21 protein-coding genes are annotated in these 22,002 nt (G+C 63.1%); 8 read left to right on the top strand and 13 right to left on the bottom strand.

Annotated elements, in window-relative coordinates; translation table 11 throughout:
• Nucleotides 1-42 precede the first annotated feature (42 nt).
• Nucleotides 43-2,649 (bottom strand): leucine--tRNA ligase, encoded by a 2,607-nt coding sequence (leuS, locus tag KW568_RS25660; RefSeq protein WP_004576918.1) that lies wholly within the window; start codon nucleotides 2,647-2,649, stop codon nucleotides 43-45.
• Between the two features lie 227 nt (nucleotides 2,650-2,876).
• On the opposite strand from leuS, the gene KW568_RS25655 reads away from it, so the two are divergent.
• Together KW568_RS25655 and KW568_RS25650 are read left to right on the top strand one after the other, a co-directional pair.
• Complete coding sequence (locus KW568_RS25655) at nucleotides 2,877-3,191, top strand: hypothetical protein (protein ID WP_003249755.1); 315 nt, start codon at nucleotides 2,877-2,879, stop codon at nucleotides 3,189-3,191.
• Between the two features lie 134 nt (nucleotides 3,192-3,325).
• The gene (locus tag KW568_RS25650; RefSeq protein ID WP_004576917.1) at nucleotides 3,326-4,087 is read left to right on the top strand and encodes a YdcF family protein; all 762 of its coding nucleotides are present in this window, start codon (nucleotides 3,326-3,328) and stop codon (nucleotides 4,085-4,087) included.
• A gap of 146 nt (nucleotides 4,088-4,233) precedes the next feature.
• Here KW568_RS25650 and lnt read toward each other — a convergent pair whose 3' ends face one another.
• The 4 genes from lnt to KW568_RS25630 are packed head-to-tail and all read right to left on the bottom strand — an operon-like array spanning nucleotide 4,234 to nucleotide 8,089.
• Nucleotides 4,234-5,751, bottom strand: a complete 1,518-nt coding sequence (lnt, locus tag KW568_RS25645) for an apolipoprotein N-acyltransferase (protein ID WP_004576916.1) — start codon at nucleotides 5,749-5,751, stop codon at nucleotides 4,234-4,236.
• Nucleotides 5,752-5,759: 8 nt separating this feature from the next.
• Nucleotides 5,760-6,599 carry an HlyC/CorC family transporter gene (locus KW568_RS25640; RefSeq protein WP_003249762.1) on the bottom strand — a complete coding sequence of 280 codons (840 nt, stop codon included), beginning with the start codon at nucleotides 6,597-6,599 and terminating at the stop codon, nucleotides 5,760-5,762.
• A gap of 25 nt (nucleotides 6,600-6,624) precedes the next feature.
• A complete protein-coding gene (ybeY, locus tag KW568_RS25635) occupies nucleotides 6,625-7,098 on the bottom strand; it encodes an rRNA maturation RNase YbeY (RefSeq protein WP_003249763.1) in 474 nt (157 codons plus the stop codon).
• Entirely contained in the window at nucleotides 7,091-8,089 is a 999-nt protein-coding gene (locus KW568_RS25630; protein ID WP_004576915.1) for a PhoH family protein, read from the bottom strand. Before KW568_RS25630 ends, ybeY begins: the two co-directional genes overlap by 8 nt.
• A gap of 232 nt (nucleotides 8,090-8,321) precedes the next feature.
• Here KW568_RS25630 and KW568_RS25625 point away from each other — a divergent pair, with 232 nt between their 5' ends.
• Nucleotides 8,322-8,648 (top strand): DUF1820 family protein, encoded by a 327-nt coding sequence (locus KW568_RS25625; protein ID WP_003249769.1) that lies wholly within the window; start codon nucleotides 8,322-8,324, stop codon nucleotides 8,646-8,648.
• Nucleotides 8,649-8,651: 3 nt separating this feature from the next.
• Here KW568_RS25625 and KW568_RS25620 read toward each other — a convergent pair whose 3' ends face one another.
• From KW568_RS25620 to KW568_RS25605, 4 genes are all read right to left on the bottom strand, one after another.
• Complete coding sequence (locus tag KW568_RS25620) at nucleotides 8,652-9,197, bottom strand: tetratricopeptide repeat protein (RefSeq protein WP_004576914.1); 546 nt, start codon at nucleotides 9,195-9,197, stop codon at nucleotides 8,652-8,654.
• A gap of 244 nt (nucleotides 9,198-9,441) precedes the next feature.
• A complete protein-coding gene (gene hemL, locus KW568_RS25615) occupies nucleotides 9,442-10,725 on the bottom strand; it encodes a glutamate-1-semialdehyde 2,1-aminomutase (RefSeq protein WP_003249773.1) in 1,284 nt (427 codons plus the stop codon).
• Nucleotides 10,726-10,741: 16 nt separating this feature from the next.
• A complete protein-coding gene (gene thiE, locus KW568_RS25610; protein WP_004576913.1) occupies nucleotides 10,742-11,365 on the bottom strand; it encodes a thiamine phosphate synthase in 624 nt (207 codons plus the stop codon).
• A gap of 13 nt (nucleotides 11,366-11,378) precedes the next feature.
• Entirely contained in the window at nucleotides 11,379-12,176 is a 798-nt protein-coding gene (locus KW568_RS25605) for a hydroxymethylpyrimidine/phosphomethylpyrimidine kinase (protein ID WP_003249777.1), read from the bottom strand.
• Nucleotides 12,177-12,441: 265 nt separating this feature from the next.
• Between KW568_RS25605 and KW568_RS25600 the strand changes: the two genes are divergently transcribed.
• From KW568_RS25600 to KW568_RS25585, 4 genes are all read left to right on the top strand, one after another.
• A complete protein-coding gene (locus KW568_RS25600; RefSeq protein ID WP_004576912.1) occupies nucleotides 12,442-14,430 on the top strand; it encodes a hybrid sensor histidine kinase/response regulator in 1,989 nt (662 codons plus the stop codon).
• Nucleotides 14,431-14,641: 211 nt separating this feature from the next.
• The gene (locus KW568_RS25595) at nucleotides 14,642-16,294 is read left to right on the top strand and encodes an acyl-CoA dehydrogenase family protein (protein ID WP_004576862.1); all 1,653 of its coding nucleotides are present in this window, start codon (nucleotides 14,642-14,644) and stop codon (nucleotides 16,292-16,294) included.
• A gap of 105 nt (nucleotides 16,295-16,399) precedes the next feature.
• Nucleotides 16,400-17,863 (top strand): AMP nucleosidase, encoded by a 1,464-nt coding sequence (gene amn, locus KW568_RS25590; RefSeq protein WP_003249782.1) that lies wholly within the window; start codon nucleotides 16,400-16,402, stop codon nucleotides 17,861-17,863.
• 6 nt (nucleotides 17,864-17,869) lie between these two features.
• Nucleotides 17,870-18,502, top strand: coding sequence for a pseudouridine synthase (locus tag KW568_RS25585; RefSeq protein ID WP_003249785.1), 633 nt, complete (start codon nucleotides 17,870-17,872; stop codon nucleotides 18,500-18,502).
• A gap of 114 nt (nucleotides 18,503-18,616) precedes the next feature.
• Here KW568_RS25585 and KW568_RS25580 read toward each other — a convergent pair whose 3' ends face one another.
• Entirely contained in the window at nucleotides 18,617-18,820 is a 204-nt protein-coding gene (locus KW568_RS25580; RefSeq protein ID WP_003249787.1) for a DUF2788 domain-containing protein, read from the bottom strand.
• A gap of 54 nt (nucleotides 18,821-18,874) precedes the next feature.
• A complete protein-coding gene (locus tag KW568_RS25575) occupies nucleotides 18,875-19,351 on the bottom strand; it encodes an Lrp/AsnC family transcriptional regulator (protein WP_003249795.1) in 477 nt (158 codons plus the stop codon).
• Between the two features lie 395 nt (nucleotides 19,352-19,746).
• Between KW568_RS25575 and KW568_RS25570 the strand changes: the two genes are divergently transcribed.
• Nucleotides 19,747-20,583: a DUF6515 family protein gene (locus KW568_RS25570; protein WP_004576861.1), complete on the top strand. Its 837-nt coding sequence runs from the start codon at nucleotides 19,747-19,749 to the stop codon at nucleotides 20,581-20,583.
• A 27-nt stretch (nucleotides 20,584-20,610) separates the two neighbouring features.
• Here the strand turns inward: KW568_RS25570 and KW568_RS25565 are convergent, their stop codons facing one another.
• Together KW568_RS25565 and KW568_RS25560 are read right to left on the bottom strand one after the other, a co-directional pair.
• Nucleotides 20,611-21,483 (bottom strand): cation diffusion facilitator family transporter, encoded by an 873-nt coding sequence (locus KW568_RS25565; RefSeq protein ID WP_003249799.1) that lies wholly within the window; start codon nucleotides 21,481-21,483, stop codon nucleotides 20,611-20,613.
• Between the two features lie 22 nt (nucleotides 21,484-21,505).
• Nucleotides 21,506-21,925 carry a hypothetical protein gene (locus tag KW568_RS25560; protein ID WP_003249801.1) on the bottom strand — a complete coding sequence of 140 codons (420 nt, stop codon included), beginning with the start codon at nucleotides 21,923-21,925 and terminating at the stop codon, nucleotides 21,506-21,508.
• Nucleotides 21,926-22,002: the final 77 nt, after the last annotated feature.

Raw genomic sequence — 22,002 nt, 5'->3', positions numbered from 1 at the left:
CCTGTTCCGCCCACCCGCAGCCAATGCGGGTGGGCGTTTTCATCAGTTGGCGACGATGTTGACCAGCTTGCCCGGTACCACGATGACCTTGCGGATGGTCAGGCCATCGATGAAGCGCAGGACATTCTCGTTGCTGCGGGCAGCGGCTTCGACTTCTTCGCGGCTGGCAGCGGCAGGCATCTCGACCTGGCCGCGCAGCTTACCGTTGACCTGAACCACCAAGGTAATGGAGTCCTGCACCAGCGCCTGTTCGTCGACGCTTGGCCAGGCGGCATCGATCACCGAGCCTGCGTGGCCCAGGTGCTGCCACAGCGCGTGAGAGATGTGCGGAGTGATCGGCGCCAGCAGCAGGGTGACGGCTTCCAGGCCTTCCTGCAGCAGGGCGCGATCCTGTTCGGTGGCTTGCGGGGCCTTTTCCAGCACGTTCATCACGGTCATCACCTGGGCGATGGCGGTATTGAACTTGTGGAACTGGCCCACGTCGGTGCTAGCTTGCTTGATGGCAGCGTGAATGGCGCGGCGGATGACCTTTTGCGCGTCGTCCAGGGCGGCAACATCCAGCTTGCCTGGCAGGCCCTGGCTGACGTGAGCCTGAGCCAGACGCCAGACACGGCGCAGGAAGCGGCTGGCACCTTCGACGCCGGAGTCGGACCATTCCAGGCTCATGTCGGGCGGCGAGGCGAACATCATGAACAGGCGGCAGGTGTCGGCACCGTAGGCTTCGATCATGGACTGCGGGTCGACGCCGTTGTTTTTCGACTTCGACATCTTCTCGGTGCCACCGATTTCCACCGGCAGGCCGTCGGTCTTCAGGCGGGCACCAATGATCTTGGCTTTGGCATCACGCTCGATTTCGACATCGGCCGGGTTGAACCAGTCCTTGCCGCCGTTGCTGGCAACGCGGTAGTAGGTCTCGGCGACCACCATGCCCTGGGTCAGCAGGTTCTTGAATGGCTCGTTCGAGGTGACCAGGCCTTCGTCACGCATCAGCTTGTGGAAGAAGCGCGCGTACAGCAGGTGCAGGATCGCGTGTTCGATACCACCGATGTACTGATCTACCGGCAGCCAGTGGTTGGCGGCTTTGGGGTCGACCAGGCCTTTGTCGTAGTTTGGCGAGGCGTAGCGGGCGAAGTACCAGGACGACTCGACGAAGGTGTCCATGGTGTCGGTTTCGCGCTTGGCCGCAGCACCGCATTTCGGGCAGCTGCATTCGTAGAATTCAGGCATGCGCGCCAGTGGCGAACCGGCGCCGTCCGGCACCACGTTCTCCGGCAGGGTGACCGGCAGCTGGTCTTCCGGCACCGGGACGTCGCCGCAGGACGGGCAGTGGATGATCGGGATCGGGCAGCCCCAGTAGCGCTGGCGGCTGATACCCCAGTCGCGCAGGCGGAACTGGGTACGCGATTTGCCCAGTTCCTTGCGGATCAGGGCCGCTTCGATGGCGTCGAAGGCGCCAGCAAAGTCCAGGCCGTCGAACTCGGCGGAGTTGATCAGCTGGCCGTGCTCGCCATAGGCGGCCTGCCACTCGCTGCCGACTTCATCGCCAGCGCTGGTGCGCACCACGGCCTTGACCGGCAGGTTGTACTTGTGGGCGAACTCGAAGTCGCGCTCGTCGTGGGCCGGCACGGCCATGACCGCGCCATCACCGTAGTGCATCAGCACGTAGTTGGCGACCCATACTGGCAGCTTCTCGCCAGTGAGCGGGTGCTCGACCAGCAGGGAAGTGGCCATGCCTTTCTTCTCCTGAGTGGCCATGTCGGCTTCGGCAACGCTGCCGCTCTTGCACTCATCGATGAACGCCTGCAGCGCCGGGTTGCCCTGCGCAGCCTGGGTGGCCAGCGGGTGCTCGGCGGCGACGGCGACGTAGGTGGCGCCCATCAGCGTGTCCGGACGGGTGGTGAAGACCTTGAGGGTGCCTTCGTGGCCGATGCTGGCCTGGTCGTACGGGAACTGGACTTCCATACCGCGCGATTTGCCAATCCAGTTGCGCTGCATGGTCTTGACCTGCTCAGGCCAGCCCGGCAGCTCGTCGAGGCTCTCCAGCAGCTCGTCGGCGTAATCGGTGATGCGGAAGTAGTACATCGGGATTTCGCGCTTTTCGATCAGCGCGCCCGAACGCCAGCCACGGCCGTCGATGACTTGTTCGTTGGCCAGTACGGTCTGGTCCGCCGGGTCCCAGTTCACGGTACCGTTCTTGCGGTAGATGATGCCTTTTTCGAACAGGCGGGTGAACAGCCACTGCTCCCAACGGTAGTAGTCGGGTTTGCAGGTGGTGACTTCACGTGCCCAGTCGATGGCCAGGCCCAGGCTCTTGAGCTGGGTCTTCATGTAGTCGATGTTTTCGTACGTCCACTTGGCCGGGGCGACGTTGTTTTTCATCGCCGCGTTTTCCGCGGGCATGCCGAAAGCGTCCCAGCCCATCGGTTGCAGGACGTTCTTGCCCAGCATGCGCTGGTAGCGGGCAATCACGTCACCGATGGTGTAGTTGCGCACGTGGCCCATGTGTAGCTTGCCGCTCGGGTACGGGAACATCGATAGGCAATAGTAGGTGTCTTTGCCTGGCTGTTCGGTAACAGCGAACGATTGTTGCTCGTCCCAGAACTTCTGGGCGGCGGCTTCGATATCACGGGGCGTGTATTGTTCGTGCATGGCTACTTTTGGCTGAGAGAGAAGAGACCTTGTTCCAGGCAGCGGAACCTCGCTGCGTCCGGCACTCCGGTGTCGTTTAGAGTGAACGCCGTAGCATACAGCAGCGCCGCGCATCGTGGGAAACCTTCGTTGCGAATGGCCGCTGGTCGCGGCGCACGGCTGCTTTTTGCAGCGACGCTAAGCTCAGGTGTGGGGGGAGATATTCTTACCTTCAATGAGGTGAACGGATGGGAGAGACGCAGCTACCCGCAATCAGACCGGAGCTTTACGAGCGCCTGATCGACCGGCTTGGCCTGGCACTGGAAACGGCCAGGACCTCGGTGCGATTGCGCGACGAGATGCCAGCTGAGCTTGAGTTGCGTGGCTTGAGCCACGCAGAGTTCGAAGTGATCAAGGCCTACCTGGATTCCCTCCCGGAGCGCCACAATGCCGCTGTCGGCAGTTACCCACAAGCGGAGCCGACATCGGCCAAGATCATCTGGCTCAAGGACAAGAAACGCCCCGCCAGTACGGCGAGATCCAGGACGCTGCCACATCGCTAGCCGTTCAGGACGCCAGGCGCAGGCTATCGCGCGCCGGTTCTTCACTATCACACAACTCAAGATCGACGCCGGTACACACTTGTTGACCGGCGTCGATCCTTCTAGGCTGCACGCCTGCCAAGGAGGTGTGGCCGATGCCGATCCGATTCTTCATCAAACAATGGCTGATGCCGCCGGGCGTGCTGTTCTTGCTGCTGCTTGCGGCATGGTGGCTGCGTACGCGGCGGCCACGGTTGGCGGCGCTTTGCTTTAGCGTAGGGCTGGGTGGCCTGTGGTTGATGAGCCTGCCGCTGGTGGTGCAGGAAACCGCCCGTGTGCTGGAAAGTGAGCCGCCGCTGGCCGTGAGCGACTGGGCCGGCCTGGCGAGCCGGGCGGATGCCATTGTGGTGCTGGGCGCCGGGCGCGAGCGCGGGGACCCGGCCTGGGGTGGCAGTGACCAGCCCACGGCCACGGCACTGGAACGTATGCGCTTTGCCGCGCGGCTGGCCAAGGCCTCGGGCCTGCCAGTGTTGACCAGTGGTGGGTTGCATTACGGCACGCCGCCCAGCGAGGCGAGGCTGATGGCGGAACGCTTGCATGAAGATTTCGCGGTCGAGGTGAAATGGCGCGAAGAGGCCAGCCGCACGACCTGGGAAAATGCTCAGCTCACGGCCAAAGTGCTGCAGCCTCTGGGATTTCGCCGGGTGGTGCTGGTGACCCAGGCCTGGCATATGCAGCGTTCCCGCTGGAGTTTTGAAAAGGCGGGTTTTGAGGTGGTGCCGGCGCCGGTGGGGTTCCTTGGGCGCGATCATGCGCGGCCGTTTGGCGGTCTGCTGCCAGAGAGCCGGGCGATGTGGCAGAGCGGGCAGTTGTTCAATGAAGTGGTGGGGTTGGTGGGGTATCGGGTGTTCTACTGATTCACCGGCTTACATAATCCCCTGTAGGAGCGGGCTTGCCCGCGAAAGGGCCTGCCCTGCCGGCCAATCTACACCCGCCGTTCACCGTTGCCGCGACTACCGTATTCGCGGGTAAACCCGCTCCTACAGTGGCCGCGTATCGCCAATCAGACGGTTTTTGCAATACGCCCTGCCAGCAAGGCCCAGCCCAGCAGCAACGCACAGACAATTGCCAACGGCCATGAGCGCCATTGCAGGTAAGGCGTCAGCTGCTGCATCGGCACCACCTCGCCATACAGCACGGCCTGCTGGAACTGCGGAACCTGCGTGGTAATGCGGCCAAACGGGTCGATCAGCGCGGTCACGCCGTTGTTGGTGGCTCGGATCATCCAGCGGCCGGCTTCCAGCGCGCGCATCTGCGCCATCTGCAGGTGCTGCAAGGGGCCGATCGATTTGCCGAACCAGGTGTCGTTGCTGATGGTCAGCAGCAGGTCGCTACGCGCAGCCAGGCCGGCGGCGAACTCGGGGTAGACCACCTCGTAGCAGATGTAAGGCGCAATCTGGTAGCCCTTGGCCTGCAGCAGCGGCTGATCTTCCGGGCCGCGGGCGAAGTCCGACATGGGCAGGTTGAAGAACTCGATGGCCCCACGCAGCACGTCTTGCAGCGGCACATACTCGCCAAATGGCACCAGCTTCTGCTTGAGGTAGGTGCCATCGCCTTCGCCAGTGACGGTGATGCCGTTGTAGTAGCGGCGCTGGTGGTGCACTTCTTCACGCACCGGCACGCCCGTGATCAGCGCCGAGTGGCGCTCGGCGGCGAAGCGGCCCATCACGTCGATGTAGCCCTGGGCCTGGTCCTTGAGCACCGGAACGGCGGTTTCCGGCCACACCAGCAGGTCCACCGGCCTGGAACTGAAGCTCAGGTCGCGGTATAGCGCCAGTTGCGCGTCGATGTGCGCGGGGTCCCATTTCAGGTCCTGCTCGACGTTGCCCTGGATCGCTGCCACTTTCAGCGGCTCGCCTGCCGGAATGGTCCAGGCATGGCCCTTGAGCGCCAGGCCCAGCACCCAGGGGGCCAGCAACAGCACGCTGGCCACGGCCAGGAACGAGGGGCGGGTGCGCAGGCGGTGCAGGTTGCACAGCAGGGCGGCGGTGAGGGCGAGGGTGAAGGAAATCAGCCAGACGCCGCCCAGCGGCGCAAGGCCGGCCAACGGGCCGTCCAGTTGGCTATAGCCGGCGTAGAGCCAGGGGAAGCCGGTCAGGAACCAGCCGCGGAAGGCCTCTTGCAGTAACCAGAGGGCGGCGAAGCACAAGGCGTCGGCCAGTGGTGCTTCGTTGCGGCGTAGCCAGCGCGCCCATAGCCAGGTGGGCAGGGCGAAGAACCAGGCCAGTGCGGCGAAGAACGCCAGCAGCAACACGATTGCCAGCAGCGGCGAGGCGCCGCCGTAGGTGTTCATGCTGACGTAGATCCACCAGGTGCCGGCGCCATACAGGCCAAACCCAAACCACCAGCCACGCCACATGGCCTGACGCGGGCTGAGCTCGCGCAGGCCAAGGTAGAGCACCGCGATGGACAACACCGCCAACGGCCAGATGTCGAACGGCGCCAGGGCCAGGAGGGTGGAAGCACCGGCCGCCAGGGCCAGCAGGTTACCGGGCCAGCCGGGGCGGGTGATCCAACGCATGTTTATCCTTAACGGGTGATCGGGGTCAGGCGCAGCAAGTGTATCCGCCGGCTGTCGGCGTTGAGAATACGGAACTTGTAAGACCCGATCTCAGTGGTTTCGTTGCGCTTGGGCAGGTGGCCAAAGGCGCTCATCACCAGGCCGCCGACCGTGTCGAACTCGTCATCGGAGAACTCGCTGTCGAAGAACTCGTTGAAGTTCTCGATCGGGGTAAGCGCTTTGACCAGGAAATCACCGCTGGGCAGTGGTTTGATGTAGCTGTCTTCCTCGACGTCGTGCTCGTCTTCGATATCGCCGACGATCTGTTCCAGCACGTCCTCGATGGTGACCAGGCCCGCCACGCCGCCATATTCGTCGATGACGATGGCCATGTGGTTGTGGTTGGCGCGGAATTCACGCAGCAACACGTTCAGGCGCTTGGACTCGGGTACGAAGGTGGCCGGGCGCAGCAGGTCCTTGATGTTGAAGCTGTCGCCGTTCTCCTTGAGGATCAACGGCAGCAAGTCTTTGGCGAGCAGGATCCCGAGCACATCGTCATGGCTTTCGCCGATTACCGGGTAGCGCGAGTGCGCGGCATCGATCACCGCCGGCAGGAACTCGCGAGGCGACTGGCCGGCCTTGATGCTGTTCATCTGCGAGCGCGGCACCATGATGTCGCGAACCTGCAGGTCGGCGACCTGAATGGCGCCTTCGACGATGGTCAGCGCTTCGCTGTCCAGCAATTTGTTCTGATGGGCTTCGCGCAGCAGCTCAAGCAGCTCCTGGCGGTTTTTCGGCTCATGGGCAAAAGCCTGGGTCAGTTTACCCAGCCAGGACTTCTGCCCGTTGCTCGATCGATCTTCGCTCATGGCGGTTCTCGTGATCCTTCGTGTATCAGTGTGTGATTGAGTCGGTTTCATCATCGGCATACGGGTCAGGGTGACCCAGTTCTGCCAGCAATTCCCGTTCCAGGCTTTCCATTTCCTCGGCCTCCTCATCTTCGATGTGGTCATAGCCGAGCAAGTGCAGGCAACCGTGGATGACCAGGTGCGCCCAGTGCGCTTCCAGCGATTTGCCTTGTTCGGCCGCTTCGCGCTCGACCACCGCTACACAGATCACCAGGTCGCCCAGCAGCGGGATATCGAGCAGCTCATCGGGCACATCGGCCGGGAACGACAACACATTGGTCGCGTAGTCCTTGTGCCGGTAGGTGTGGTTCAGCTCCCGCCCTTCGGCTTCGTCGACCAGGCGAATGGTCATTTCCGAGTCGGCGCTGCGCTGGCGCAACGCCAATTCACACCAGCGGCGCAAGGCGGCGTCTTCTGGAGTGGCAGCATCCGTGGCCCGTTGGATATCAAGTTCAAGCATCTTTGCCGGGCGCCTCGGGCTTGGACTGGCGGGCTTCGAAGCGGTCGTAGGCTTCGACGATACGCTGCACCAGTGGGTGACGAACCACATCCTTGGGTTGGAAATGGGTAAAGCTGATCCCCGGAACGTCCTTCAGCACCTCGATGACGTGCGCCAGGCCCGACTTGGTGCCACGGGGCAGGTCGACCTGGGTGATGTCACCGGTGATCACCGCGGTGGAGCCGAAGCCGATGCGGGTCAGGAACATCTTCATCTGCTCGAGCGTGGTGTTCTGGCTTTCGTCGAGGATGATGAAGCTGTTGTTCAGGGTGCGGCCACGCATGTAGGCCAGAGGGGCGATTTCGATCACCTGGCGTTCGATCAGCTTGGCCACGTGTTCGAAGCCGAGCATTTCGTACAGGGCGTCGTACAGCGGGCGCAGGTACGGGTCGATTTTCTGTGCCAGGTCGCCAGGCAGGAAACCAAGCTTTTCACCCGCCTCGACCGCCGGGCGCACCAGCAGGATGCGGCGCACCTGTTCGCGCTCCAGCGCGTCCACGGCGCAGGCTACGGCCAGGTAGGTCTTGCCGGTACCGGCCGGGCCGATGCCGAAATTGATGTCGTTGGCCAGGATTTCCTTGACGTAGCGCTGTTGGTTGAGCCCGCGCGGGCGGATATTGCCCTTGCGCGTGCGCAGCGACACGCTGACCTCGTTGACGGCCGGGTTGTCGATGTTTTCGACAGCCGATTCCTGCAGGTACAGGTGCACGGTTTCCGGTGACAGGTCGGTGGCCTTGGTCTCGCGATAGAGACGGCGCAGCAGCTGTTCGGCAGCGGAGGTGGTCCTGGGTTCGCCGATCAGTTCGAACTGATTGCCGCGGTTGCGGATCTCGATGGCCAGGCGCTGTTCGATCAGGCGCAGGTGCTCGTCGAACTGGCCGCACAAGTTGGCGAAACGGTGGGCCTCGAAGGGTTCGAGGATGAAACGATGGGGTTCTATGGGTGCGTTCAAGGTCGTTTTTAGCCGCTCGACGGCGATGGAGTTGAACTCAAGAATAACCCTTGAATGGCAGTGGCGAAAGCACTGAAACGTTCAACGGTATGTACGGGCTGTTCTGGCCTTCCCGCGGGTCAACCCACTCCGGCAAGGCCGGTGGGGATCCTATGGGCGCGGGTTCACCCGTGAACAGGCCAGAACAGGTATCATGCCCACCTTTTCTTACGCATGTGTTATCTGGTCGAACATGAGCAAACGCGAACCCGCCATCTATAAAGTGATCTTCCTGAACCAGGGCCAGGTCTTCGAGATGTACGCCAAGCAGATCTACCAGAGTGACCTGTGGGGCTTTCTGGAAATCGAGGAGTTCGTGTTCGGAGAGCGCTCGCAACTGGTAGTGGACCCGAGTGAGGAGAAGCTCAAGAGCCAGTTCGACGGAGTGGTCCGCAGTTTCGTGCCGATGCACTCGATTGTGCGCATCGATGAGGTGGAGCGCCTGGGCACGGCGAAGATCAGCGAGGCCAAGGGCGGCGGCAATGTGATGCCGTTCCCGATGCCAATGCCGGAAAAGTGACCTTCAGGGAAGCGGCGAGAACGGCGTGCGCCCTTCGGCGTTCTGCAGTTCGAGCAGGTACTTGCGGAAAATCTGGCCGAGCACCTGGGTGGCATGCTCCAGTTCGTCACGGGGCATTTGCTCGGTTACTTCGTCGGCCATGTCCAGCGCATCTTCGGCACCATTGACCGCAGCCATTTTCAGCAGGATGTAGGCCTGTACGTTGTTGGCCTTGACCCCTTCGCCATGGAAGAACATGGCACCCAGACGGTATTGGGCGTCGGCTTGGCCTTGCAGCGATGCCTTCTGGAACCAGTCCAGGGCTTTGCCCAGGTTTTTTGGCGTTTGCGTGTAGTAATACTCGCCCAGTTCGAATTGCGCCTGGGCATCCCCCGCAGTCGCCGTCTGCTCGCAGGCCTTGAGGGCGTTTGCCAGGTCTTCAGGCTGAACGTTCAAGGTGCAGCGGCCCGTCGCCGGAATCAGCAACGAGTTACCGCCCTCCGCCAGGGCCAGCAGGGGCTGAAGAAGCAACAGGCAGCCCAGGGTCAGGGCGCGGCCGGTGCGGTTCATGGGGATCGACTTACCTCTGCAAAGCTGCGGCCAATGTCTCTGGTGGCACATTATGGGATAAGCAGCGCCAACCTTACAAAGTTTTACTCGAATTTCTGCTTGGTTGGGGAAGTCAGCTGATTGTGCGTGCGTAATTATTGCCTGTACCGGCCTCTTCGCGGGTGAGCCCGCGCCTACAAGGGGGCGTCGCTTTCATGAGTGTAGGCGTGGGTTTGCTCGCGAAGAGGCCGGTACAGGCTGGCCATCACTTCAGGGCAGCAAAGGCTTTCTCAGCCGCATCCAGGGTGATCTGCAGCTCCTTGTCGCCATGGGCGATGGAGGTGAAGCCCGCCTCGAATGCGCTCGGTGCCAGGTACACGCCACCGTCGAGCATCAGGTGGAAGAAGCGCTTGAAGCGCTCGGCATCGCTGGCCATCACGTCTTCGAAGGTGACGATATCGTCGGCGCCGCTGAAGTACAGGCCGAACATGGCACCGGCCTGGGTGGTGACGAATGGCACGCCAGCGGCATCGGCGCGTTGCTGCAGGCCGTCAAGCATGCGGCTGGTGTAGTCGGTCAGCTCGGCGTGGAAGCCTGGGCGGCTGATCAGCTTGAGGGTGGTCAGGCCGGCGGCCATGGCCAGCGGATTGCCCGACAGGGTGCCGGCCTGGTAGACCGGGCCGAGCGGGGCGATGCAGCCCATGATTTCACGCTTGCCGCCGAAACAGCCGACCGGCATGCCGCCACCGACGATCTTGCCGAAGGTCGACAGGTCCGGCTTGATGCCGTAATGGCCCTGGGCGCCGCCGAGCGAGACGCGGAAACCGGTCATCACTTCGTCGAAGATCAGCACCACGCCATGCTTGTCGCATTGCTCGCGCAGGCCCTCGAGGAAACCCGGTGCCGGTGGTACGCAGTTCATGTTGCCGGCCACTGGCTCCACGATGATGCAGGCCACGGTCTGGCCAACTTCGGCCAGGGTCTTCTCGACGGCGGCGATGTCGTTGAACGGCAGGGTCAGGGTGTGCTTGGCGAAGTCCGCTGGCACGCCTGCCGAACTTGGCACGCCTTGGGTCAGCAAGCCGGAGCCGGCTTTTACCAGCAGGCTGTCGGAGTGGCCGTGGTAGCAGCCTTCGAACTTGATGATGGCATCACGGCCAGTGTAGCCACGGGCCAGTCGGATGGCACTCATGGTGGCTTCAGTGCCCGAGCTGACCATGCGCACCATTTCCATCGACGGTACGATCGAGCAGACCAGGTCGGCCATCTCGGTTTCCATGGCGGTCGGCGCGCCGTAGGACAGGCCGTGCTCCAGCTGCTTGCGTACCGAGTCCAGCACGTCCGGGTGGCCGTGGCCGAGAATCATCGGGCCCCAGGAGCCGACGTAGTCGACGTAGCGTTTGTCGTCCTCGTCAACGACATAGGCGCCTTCGGCATGCTTGAAGAACAGCGGCGTGCCGCCAACGCTCTTGAAAGCGCGGACTGGCGAGTTGACACCGCCAGGGATGTGCTTCTGGGCTTGGGCGAACAGGGCTTCGGAACGGGACATGGAAGTATCTCTCGAATCAGGATGCGAACAAGGCGTTGAAGGCGCGGGCGCGGCGGGTGACTTCCTGCGCGCTGTCGGCACCGAACAAGCCGTGGATCACCGCCAGCAGGTCGGCACCGTGGGCGACCAGCGGGGCGGCGTTGTCGAGGGTGATGCCACCGATCACGGCGATCGGCAGTTTCACCTGGGCGCGGGCCTGCTCAAGCAGGCCGACATTGGCAGCGGGCGCGCCCGGCTTGGTGACAGAATTGAAGAAGCGGCCAAAGGCCACGTAGCTGGCGCCTTCGCTGGCAGCCTGGGCGGCCAGTTCGAGGCTGGCGTGGCAGGTGGAACCGATGATTGCCTGACGGCCGAGCAATGCGCGGGCCGGGGTCAGTGGGCCGTCGGTCTGGCCCAGGTGCACGCCGACACCCAGGCGGGCGGCCAGTTCGGCGTCATCGTTGATCAGCAACTGGGTGCCGTAACGCTCGCAGAGCTTCATCAGCCCTTCGGCTTCACGCAGGCGGCGCGCTGCATCGTCGCTCTTGTCGCGGTACTGCAGCAGGCACACGCCGCCTTCCAGGGCCGCCTCGACATGGGACAGGAAACGGCCGGCGAGCAGCTGGCTGTCGGTGATGGCGTACAGACCGCGTAGCTTCATTGAAGGCCTCGTATCAGGAGCAGAAGTCCAGGGGCAGGCGGCGCGGCACGTATTGGCCCTTGCCCAGTTGCTCGGCGTCACGCAGGGTGCGCCAGGTGTAGTCCAGGGCGGTGCGCACGGCGCTTTCCAGCTGCTCGCCGAGCGCCAGGCGGCCGGCCAGGGCGCTGGCCAGGGTGCAGCCCGAGCCGTGGTAGCTGCCTGGCAGGCGCTGGCAAGTCCAGGTGAAGTGCTGGCCGTCCTGGGTGTACAGGCGGTTGTGGATTTCGTCTTCGTCGCCGTGACCGCCGGTAATCAGCAGGTGTCTACAGAACGGCAACAGTTTCTCGGCACATTCGTCAGCGCTGCCTTCGGGCAGTTCGGCGAGGATGCGTGCTTCGGGCAGGTTCGGCGTGGCGATGGTCGCCAGCGGCAGCAGGCGTTCGCGCAGGGCATAGCCCACTTCGTCCTTGCCCAGGCGGCCACCGCCACCGGCACGCAGCACCGGGTCGCAGACCAGCGGCAGGTGGGGGTGGGCGGCCAGCAGTTCGGCGACGGTGTCGACCATCTCGATCGAGCCGAGCATGCCCAACTTGACGGCGGCAACCGTGGAGTCGGCCAGCACGGCGTTGGCCTGGGCCAGCACCCACTCGCGGTCGAGCACGCGGAAGTCGGAAACGTTGACGGTATCCTGCACGGTCAGGGCGGTCACTGCAGGTGCAGCGTGGCAGCCTTGGGCGATCAGGGCTTCGATATCTGCCTGCAAGCCGGCGCCGCCACTGGGGTCGTGGCCGGAGAGACAGAGGACAACGGGGCGGGAGCTGTAGGTATTCATGGTCGGCGAGCTTACCACCAAACCTGTTTGGGCGGATCGTCCGACAAACGAGTTTTACTGATCGTTCGGTCAGGTTGTTGTTTGTTTTTCTATTGAAAGCATTGATTTAGAGCCTTTTCTTTGTGTTTTTATGTGGCCGATTGCCAGGTTGTGAGGCTATGCTAGAGTGCTCGGATAACTCGACAAACGGGTGCTGCAGGATCACGTCGTCTCAAACGGATGGGAGGCTACCGCGACGCGACCGGGCAGGCCATGCTGGGGCTGTATGCGCTATTTGCTGATTGTGCTTATGGGTTTGCTGCCCGTGCTGGCCGGAGCGGTCGATTTCGACGTCGCTACCCGGCATCTCCCACTGGGCAAGGCCATGCAGGTTTATGAAGACCCCGATGGCAATGCCAGCATCGCTCAGGTCAGTGCCCCCGGGTTTGCCAAATACTTTCAGCCCCACCGTGAGGATGTGCTGAACGCCGGTTACTCCACCTCGGTGTTCTGGCTCAAGGTCGAGCTGCGCCCCGTTGCCGCGCCCAGCGCTGCCCCGCGGCAATGGCTGCTGGAGCTGGCCTACCCGCCGCTGGATCACCTCGAACTGTATTTGCCTGACAGCAGCGGCTTGTACCGCCTGGCGCAGCGCACGGGCGATGCCTTGCCCTACGACAGCCGGCAGATCCGGCAGAACAACTACTTGTTCGAACTGCAACTGCCACCTGGCAAGGTGACCACTGCGTACCTGCGGCTGCAAAGCCAGGGTTCGGTGCAAGCGCCGCTGGCGCTGTGGTCCCCTGAAGCCTATCTGGAAGAGCAGCCCACGCGCCTGTATGTGCTGGGGATGATCTACGGCGTGTTGCTGGTGATGCTGGTGTACAACCTGTTCATCTACCTCAGCGTGCGTGACGTCAGCTACCTCTATTACATCCTTTACATCGCTTCGTTCGGCCTTTACCAGGTCTCGGTGAATGGCGCCGGTGTAGCCTATTTCTGGCCAGACAGCCCTTGGTGGGCGAATGCCTCCACGCCATTGTTCATCGGTGCTGCCGGCCTGTTCGGTTGCCAGTTCGCCCGGCACTTCCTGCAATTGGGCAGCATCAGCCGTGGCTTCGATCGCCTGTTGCAACTGCTGATGCTGGGTGGCGCGCTGGTCATGGTACTGGCGGTGAGCATGCCCTACGGCATTGCGCTGCGCATGGCGACGCTGCTGGCACTGCTGTTCACCATAAGCGTCTTCAGCGCCGGCCTGTATGCCTGGTGGCGCGGCTTGCGAGTGGCGCGCTGGTTCATCATCGCCTGGACGGCGTTCCTGCTGGGTGGCCTGGTCAACACCTTGATGGTGCTGGGCTACCTGCCGAACGTGTTCATCACCATGTATGCCAGCCAGCTCGGTTCGGCCTTGGAAGTGGCTTTGCTGTCGCTGGCGCTGGCCGACCGCATCAACAGCCTGCGCGAGCAGCAGGCACAGACCTTGCGCGACACTGGGCGTACGCTGGAGCAACTGAACCTGCAACTGGCCAGGAGCAATCGCCTGAAGGACGAGTTCCTGGCCAGCGTGACGCATGAACTGCGCACCCCGATGAATGGGGTGATTGGCTCGCTCGAGCTGATGCACACCCTGCCGATGGATACCGAAATGGCTCAGTACCATCACACGGCAGTGGGGTCTGCCCAAGGCATGATGGATATGGTCAATGCCATTCTTACCCTGTCCGAACTGCAGGCCGGCCGCCTGCGGGCGCAGCCGGCACCGTTCAGCCTACGCACCCTGTTGCAGGGCTTGCGCGCCGGTTATGCGGGGCAGGCGCTGGGCAAAGGCCTGTACCTGAGCCTGGACATTCCGGCCGACCTGCCGGACGGGTTGCTCGGTGACGGGCAGAAGCTGGCGCACTGCCTGGGTTGCCTGGTGGACAACGGTTTGAAGTTCACCCATCAGGGCGGTGTGATGATCCAGGTGCGCGGCCGCCGGGTGGGGCCGGATGATCTGGCGTTGACCTTTACCGTCAGCGACAGCGGTATCGGTTTCGATGATCTGGAGCAGTCGACCCTGTACCAGCGGTTCTTCCAGGTCGATGGTTCGATGACCCGGCGGTATGGCGGTTTGGGGATTGGGTTGTCGATTTGCCGGCAGATGGGGGAGTTGCTGGGGGCCAGATTGGCGCATGAATCGACGCGCGGGCTGGGTAGCCGCTTCGAGTTGAGTTTGAACATGGCGATTTCGCAGGTGCAGATGAGCCCGAACCTGCTGCAGGTGCGGCGCTCGCTGTAGGAGCGGGTTCACCCGCGAAAGGGCCGGGTCTGCTGGCCGATATCCACCCGCCGTTCACCGTTGCCGCCGCCACCGTATTCGCGGGTAAACCCGCTTCTACGCGCGCGCGCACGCCTGCAACCACACGTTTAGTCATTAATACCCCTTTGACTACCCCGCAAGCAGTGCTTCACTGGGTCTTTCAAGCCTACCCGGATCCAGGAGCCCCCCGATGAGCCTGCACCAGTACGCTGAAACCCACGAAGTCACCAACCAGCCGCCGCCGCTCGACGGTGCCAACCTGTACCGCCTCGACCTGCCATTGCAAGAATGGTCAAGGCGTTTTGGCGCGGGCTGGGCCGAGTCGCGGATCGACGCCTATGGTGCCCTGGCCGGCGGCCCGCTGATGCAAGCAGGCTTCCTGGCCAACGCGCACAAACCCGAGTTCAGCAGCCACGACCGCTATGGCCATCGCATCGACCTGGTCGAGTTCCACCCGGCCTACCATGAGCTGATGCGTACCGCCGTCGAACATGGCCTGCCTTCTTTACCATGGGCCGAACCCCGTGCTGGCGCCCATGTTGCACGGGCGTCGATGACCTACCTGCACAGCCAGGCCGAGGCCGGCACCGGTTGCCCGCTGACCATGACCTTTGCCGCCGTGCCGGCATTGCGCTTGCAGCCTGAGCTGGCTGAATACTGGCTGCCGAAGGTCCTTGCCTGCGAATATGACCCGCGCAACATTGGCGACCGGCACAAGGCCGGGGTCACCCTGGGCATGGCCATGACCGAAAAGCAGGGCGGCACCGATGTGCGCGCCAACACTACCCGGGCCTATCCGGTCGGTGCGCCAGGCCCGGGGCAGGCTTATGAGCTGGTTGGCCACAAGTGGTTCTGCTCGGCGCCGATGTGCGACGCTTTTCTGACCTTGGCGCAAACCGAAAAAGGCCTGAGCTGCTTCCTACTGCCGCGCCACCGCCCCGATGACAACCGCAACCAGTTCTATATCCAGCGCCTGAAGAACAAGCTGGGCAACAGCTCCAACGCCTCCAGCGAGGTGGAGTTCCGCGGTGCGCTGGCATGGATGATTGGCGAAGAGGGACGCGGCGTGCCGACCATCATCGAGATGGTCGCCATGACCCGGTTCGACTGCATGGTCGGCTCCAGCGCACTGATGCGCCAGGCGTTGACGCAGGCGGCCCACCATTGCGCGCATCGCAAGGTCGGCGGGCGGGTGCTCAATGAGCAACCTCTGATGCAGAACGTGCTGGCCGACCTGGCCCTGGAAAGCGAGGCTGCGCTTGCCCTGAGCTTGCGCATGGGCCAGGCGCTGGAGCAACTGGACGACCCGCAGCAGGCGCATTTCGCCCGGCTGGTCACGGCGGTGGGCAAGTACTGGATCTGCAAACGTGCGCCGGCCATGATCAACGAGGCCGCCGAATGCCTGGGTGGCGCGGGTTATGTGGAAGACAGCATTCTGCCACGGCTGTACCGCGAGGCACCGGTCAACTCGACCTGGGAGGGCTCGGGCAACGTGCAGTGCCTGGATGTGCTGCGGGCCTTGTCCAAGGAGCCGGGCGTACTCGATGCACTGTTTGTCGAGCTGGGTGACGGGCATGGCGACCCGCGCCTGGCAGCGCATATCGGCAACCTCAAGGGGGCGTTTGCCGACACCGGTGACATACAGTACCGCGCGCGGCAACTGACCGAGGATATTGCCCTGGCGTTGCAGGCCAAGCTGCTGCTGGAGGCGGGGAATACGGAGGTCAGTGATGCGTTTATCGGCAGCCGCTTGGCCGGTGGTGGCCGGGTGTACGGGGCGCTGCCGCGAGGTGTGGATGTGATGGCATTGGTAACCAGGGCTACGCCTGTCTGGCCGCTGTAGCAGCGGGCTTGCCCGCGAATGCACCCAACACCGATCAATGGGGGTGTATTTAACCAAGAAGGCAGGCAAGATGGATCACATGCATGTCCAGACAGGAAGCACAGTGTGAGCCACGCTTTTGTAGTCGTTGATACCCCAGAACAGGCCGTCGACCGTCTGGCGGCCTTGCATGAACAGGCCACAGGTGCCCTGAGTCAGGCCCTGAAGCGTTACCTGAAGGACCGTACCGAGCCCGATACCGATGAGCGCGACCTGTTCCGCTACCCGGCACTGCGCCTGACCTACTACAGCCATGGCGAAGTCGCCGCCACCACCCGCGCTTATGCCAAGGTCCAGGTTGCCGGCACCTACAGCGTCACCGTCACCCAGCCCGCTGCATTCCGTGGCTACCTGCTGGAGCAACTGCGCCCGCTGATGCATGACTACACCGTTACGGTAGAAGTTGGCGTCAGCGAGCAGAACATCCCTTATCCCTATGTGGTCGACCAGGGCGACGAATTGGCTGGCAGCGGCATTACCGCTGCGCAGTTGGCGCGGGTGTTCCCCAGCACCGACCTGTCGGCGGCCACCGACAACATCGCTGATGGCCTGTACGACTGGGACCATGCTGAAATCATGCCACTGGCATTGTTCGATGCCGCGCGGGTCGACTTCTCGCTGCGCCGCCTGGTGCACTACACCGGCAGCGACTGGCGCCATGTACAGCCGTGGATCCTGCTGACCAACTACCACCGCTATGTCGACCAGTTCATCAGCCATGGCCTGGAACAGCTGCGTGACGACTCGCGCTTCGTGCGTATGGTGCTGCCGGGCAACGTCGTGATCGAAAAGGGCATGGACCATGGCGAAACCCAGGCTCTGGTGGCCAGCGTGGTCTGGCACCGCTTCCAGATGCCGGCCTACCACCTGATCGCCGCCGACGGCAATGGCGTTACCTTGGTCAACATTGGTGTCGGCCCGTCCAACGCCAAGAACATCACCGATCACCTGGCCGTGCTGCGCCCGCATTGCTGGCTGATGATCGGCCACTGCGGCGGCCTGCGGCAGTCGCAGACCATCGGCGACTACGTGCTGGCACACGCCTATATGCGCCGTGACGGCATTCTCGACCGGGTCGTGCCGCCGAATATCCCGATCCCGGCCCTGGCCGAAGTGCAGATGGCCTTGCAGGAGGCTGCCGCACAGGTCACTGGCGAGCGTGGCGAGCAGTTGAAAAAGCGCCTGCGCACCGGCACCGTGCTGACCTACGACGACCGCAACTGGGAGTTGCGCTGGGCCCAGGAACGCCCGCTGATCAACCTGTCGCGTGCCGTGGCGGTGGACATGGAAAGCGGCACCATTGCTGCCCAGGGCTACCGTTTGCGCGTGCCTTACGGCACCTTGCTGTGTGTGTCCGACAAGCCGCTGCACAGCGAGATCAAACTGCCAGGTTCGGCCAACGCCTTCTACAACCGAGCGGTCAGCCAGCACCTGAAGATCGGCATTGCTGCCCTCGACCTGCTGCGCACCGAGCTCAACTCGCTGCACTCGCGTAAACTGCGCAGCTTCGATGAGCCGCCGTTCCGCTGAGGATCCATGTCACTGCCACCCCGTAACAAGCCGCGCCGCCCCCAGGCGCGGCCTGCCGCCGGCCCGCGTCGCCAGGCCAAGGCGCCACCTGCCGAGCCTCGCCTGATCCTGTTCAACAAACCGTTCGACGTGCTGACCCAGTTCAGCGACGGTGAAGGGCGCGCGACGCTCAAGGACTTCATCGACATCCCGGGCGTGTACCCGGCCGGGCGGCTGGACCGTGACAGTGAAGGCTTGCTGTTGTTGACCAACGATGGCGGGTTGCAGGCGCGGATTGCCGACCCGAAGCACAAGCTGGCCAAGACCTACTGGGTCCAGGTAGAAGGCGAACCGAGTGACGAGCAGTTGCAGCGTTTGCGCGATGGTGTGGCGCTGAATGATGGGCCGACCTTGCCGGCTGAGGCGCGGCGCCTGGAAGAACCCGAACTGTGGCCGCGCAACCCGCCGGTACGGTTTCGCAAAAGTGTGCCGACCAGCTGGCTGGAGCTGGTGATTCGCGAAGGGCGTAACCGCCAGGTGCGGCGTATGACGGCGGCGGTGGGGCTGCCGACCTTGCGCCTGGTGCGCGTGCGCATTGGTGACTGGGCGCTGGATGGGCTGGAGCAGGGTTGCTGGCGGGAGGTCCCTGCCAAGCTTTAGTTCAGGTCAGGGGCCTGTTCGCGGGCACGCCCGCTCCCACAGGGACGGCGCAGTACTTGAAGGCAGCGCCAACGCTGTTGGAGTGGGCGTGACCGCGAATGTCCCCAACATTTTTTATACGCCTTCCAGAAACCCCACCACCACGCTCTTGATGATAAAGGCCAGCACCCCAAGCCCCAGCACAAAGAACAGGATCAGCGTCCCGAACTTACCCGCCTTGGACTTTTTCGCCAGGTCCCAGACGATGAAGCCCATGAACCCGATCAACACGGTGACCAGGATGATCATCATCCATTCTTCGAATACGGCGGGATCCATCGATGTTCTCCAGGCGGGTTGAACGTCCGATTATACGCCGGCTGGCGTGAGCATTTAACGCAGGTGGGTCAATGGCAGCTCGGTGCTGGCCAACACCTGGTTGAGCACGAAGCTCGAACGCACGCTGGTGACGCCTTCGATACGCGTCAGGCTGCCTAGAAGCAGTTTCTGGTAGTGGTCCATGTCCGGCACCACCACTTTCAACTGATAGTCCGCATCCATGCCGGTGACCAGGCTGCATTCGAGCACCTGTGGCAGGTTGCGGATGGCGGCCTCGAATGTTTCAAAGCGTTCCGGGGTGTGGCGGTCCATGCCTATCAATACATAGGCGGTCAGGCTCAGGCCCAGCTTCTTGCGGTCGAGCAGGGCCACCTGGCGCGAAATGTAGCCGTCATCCTCCAGTTGCTTGACCCGACGCGAGCATGGCGATGGCGACAGGCCGATGCGTTCGGCCAATTCCTGGTTGGAAATGCGCGCATCGCGCTGCAATTCGGCGAGGATGCTCAGGTCGTAGCGGTCAAGTTTGCTCATGGCATTTGCCTTTTCTGTTCGGATTGCTGCGAATTATCAATCCAGGGTGAAAAATTGCGCAAGTGCTATTTATCTGAGCAATCTTCGCAATCCTCTGTCGCAACCCGTCCGGTATCTTTATCACCAGAATCACTGCCCGGACATCAGTCCACGGCGACGCGCCCTAGGCGGGCGGTTGCGGCCAGCCATCCAACAGGATCTGCAGGCCCCCGGGCTACACACCTTCCAGAAGACGGTGTGAGGTGAGCCGGCGCCACAAGTGCCGAGCACGGACGACAATTCCTGAAGGGAGGCCCTGTGGCCTCCCTTTTTTCATGTCGGGAATTTTAATTGGCCTGTGTGGTGGGCGCGGTAGACTGGCGTTGGTTGCAGTTTTTTCTACCGAGAGGAACACCATGACGTCGCGCATCTGGCAGTTGGCAGGTGTTGGTTTGCTGGGTTTGAGCATCAGCCTTGGGGCCTTGGCTGAAGGGCCCGGCGAAGGGCCCGGTGAACGTGGCCAGCAGGTGCAAGGTGAGGGTGGGCCGGGGCGCTCGCTCAACTCGCGCGACGAAGTGCGCCAGACCCAACCGCCGCGCCAGGGGTATTACCAGGACATTCCCCGCCGCCACGGTGATGATCACCACTGGCAAGCCGGTGGCCCGGGGCAACGGCCCGGTGGCGACTGGCACGGGCGCCCGGATGGCCACGGCAATGGCTGGGGGCCTGGGCCGCAGTATCGCCCGGGGCACACGGTGGACCATTTTTCTGACCGCTACTGGAAAGTACCCTACCGGGGCGCTGACTATTTCTACTCCGGGGGTTACTGGTACCGCCCGCACGGGGGCAGTTACATCGTGGTGACCCCGCCGTACGGCGTGCGGGTCAATTACCTGCCGCCTTATGCGCGGGAAGTGTGGTTGGGGGGCGCGCTGTTCTTTCTGGTGGCCGATACCTATTACCAGTACCTGGCAGACAGCCAGGAATATGTGGTGGTCAATCCGCCGGTCGGCGTGCCGTCGCCCGTGCCGGTGGCCCCGGCAAATGGTGGGTATGACGTGGTGGCCTATCCGATGTATGGCCAGGGTCAGGAACAGCAGGAGCAGGACCGCTACCAGTGCCATCGCTGGGCGGTGAGCCAGTCAGGCTTCGACCCGGCGACGGCGACGTACGCACCGGCGGCAACTGTGCTCAGCCACTACCAGCGGGCGCTGGGGGCCTGTTTCAGTGGTCGGGGTTACAGCATCAACTGAACCCTGCAGGGGTAGGGATTAATTACCTCATACCGGGTCGGCGTGCACCATCACGTCTGCCTGTGGGTAACGCTGGCGGATCACCCGCGAGGCCTCCACGCACAAGCTGTGCGCCTCATGCAGCGGCAGTTGCCCCGGCAGCTCCAGGTGCAGTTGCACAAACCACTGGTTGCCCGACACGCGCGTGCGCAGGTCATGCACGCCTTTCACGCCTGCAACGGCCAGCACCAGCGCGGCCATGTCCTCGCCAACGTCGCCGGGTAACGCTTTGTCCATCAGGATCGCCGTACTTTCGCGGGCAATTTGCAGCGCGCTCCAAAGGATGTAAAAGGCGATGCCAAGGCCGAACAGCGCATCCAGCTGCGGCCAGCCAAAACGCGCCAGCAACAGGGCCAGCAGAATGCTGCCGTTGAGCAACAAGTCAGAACGGTAGTGCAGGGAATCTGCCCGTACCGCAGTAGAGCCGGTGAGCCGGATGACCTTGTACTGCAGCGCCAGCAGGGCGACCGTCAGCACCAGCGACAGCAGCATCACCGCGATTCCGATTGAGGTATCACCCAGCGGTTGCGGGGTGGACAGGCGCTCGACCGCCTGCACCCCGATCAGCACCGCACTGCCACCGATGAACAGCGCCTGCGCCATACCGGCCAAGGCCTCGGCCTTGCCATGGCCGAACCGGTGATCGTCGTCTGCCGGGCGCAGGGCGTAGTGCACCGCCAGCAGGTTGAGGAACGAGGCCACTGCGTCCAGTGCCGAGTCGGTCAGCCCGGCCAGCAGGCTCACCGAACCGCTCAGCCACCAGGCCAGCGCCTTGCTCAGCACCAAGATGCTGGCCACCGCCAGTGACGCGCGCGTGGCCAGGCGGAGCAGGCGCTGGTGTTCAGCCGGAGTAGTGATCATCCGTGGTCAGTGTCCGTGTGGCTCAGGCTGCCGGTACCAGGCCCATACTGGCCAGTTGTTCGATGCTGCCGCGGTGCTGGATCAGCCGTGGGTCGTTCAGCGGCAGGCGCTGGCCCAGTTCGCTTTCCAGAATGGCTTGCAGCTTCAGGTTGTCGACCTTGCCATCCGGGCTGACGGCTTCTTGCAGTTTGGCCGGGTCAACCTGGGCAGTGCGGCCACCTGGGTAGTAGATGGCGCCGGTGGCAAAGTCGATACCGAAGGCAATCAGCCCCGGGATTACATAGAACAGGATGCCAATGGCATCCATGGCGGCAACCACAGGGTCGATCTTGCCGCCGATTTGGCCGCGCCGGTCCGGGTAGAAAATGGTGCCGCAGGCCGTCAGTTGGGTCAGCAGGGTGGCGATGAGGGCGCCACCGATGACGCGGGTCGAGATACGCATGTAAATCTCCGAAAAGTATTCAGCAGGGCAAGCGAAGCGCCTGCGCCTGATGCTAAGACCATGATAGAGCAGGCTGG

Source organism: Pseudomonas sp. HD6515, assembly GCF_024971855.1.
In the GTDB taxonomy this organism is placed as follows: Bacteria; Pseudomonadota; Gammaproteobacteria; order Pseudomonadales; family Pseudomonadaceae; genus Aquipseudomonas; species Aquipseudomonas alloputida.
Note: the sequence above shows the minus strand (reverse complement) of the source record. Positions and strands in the feature narration are given on the sequence as shown.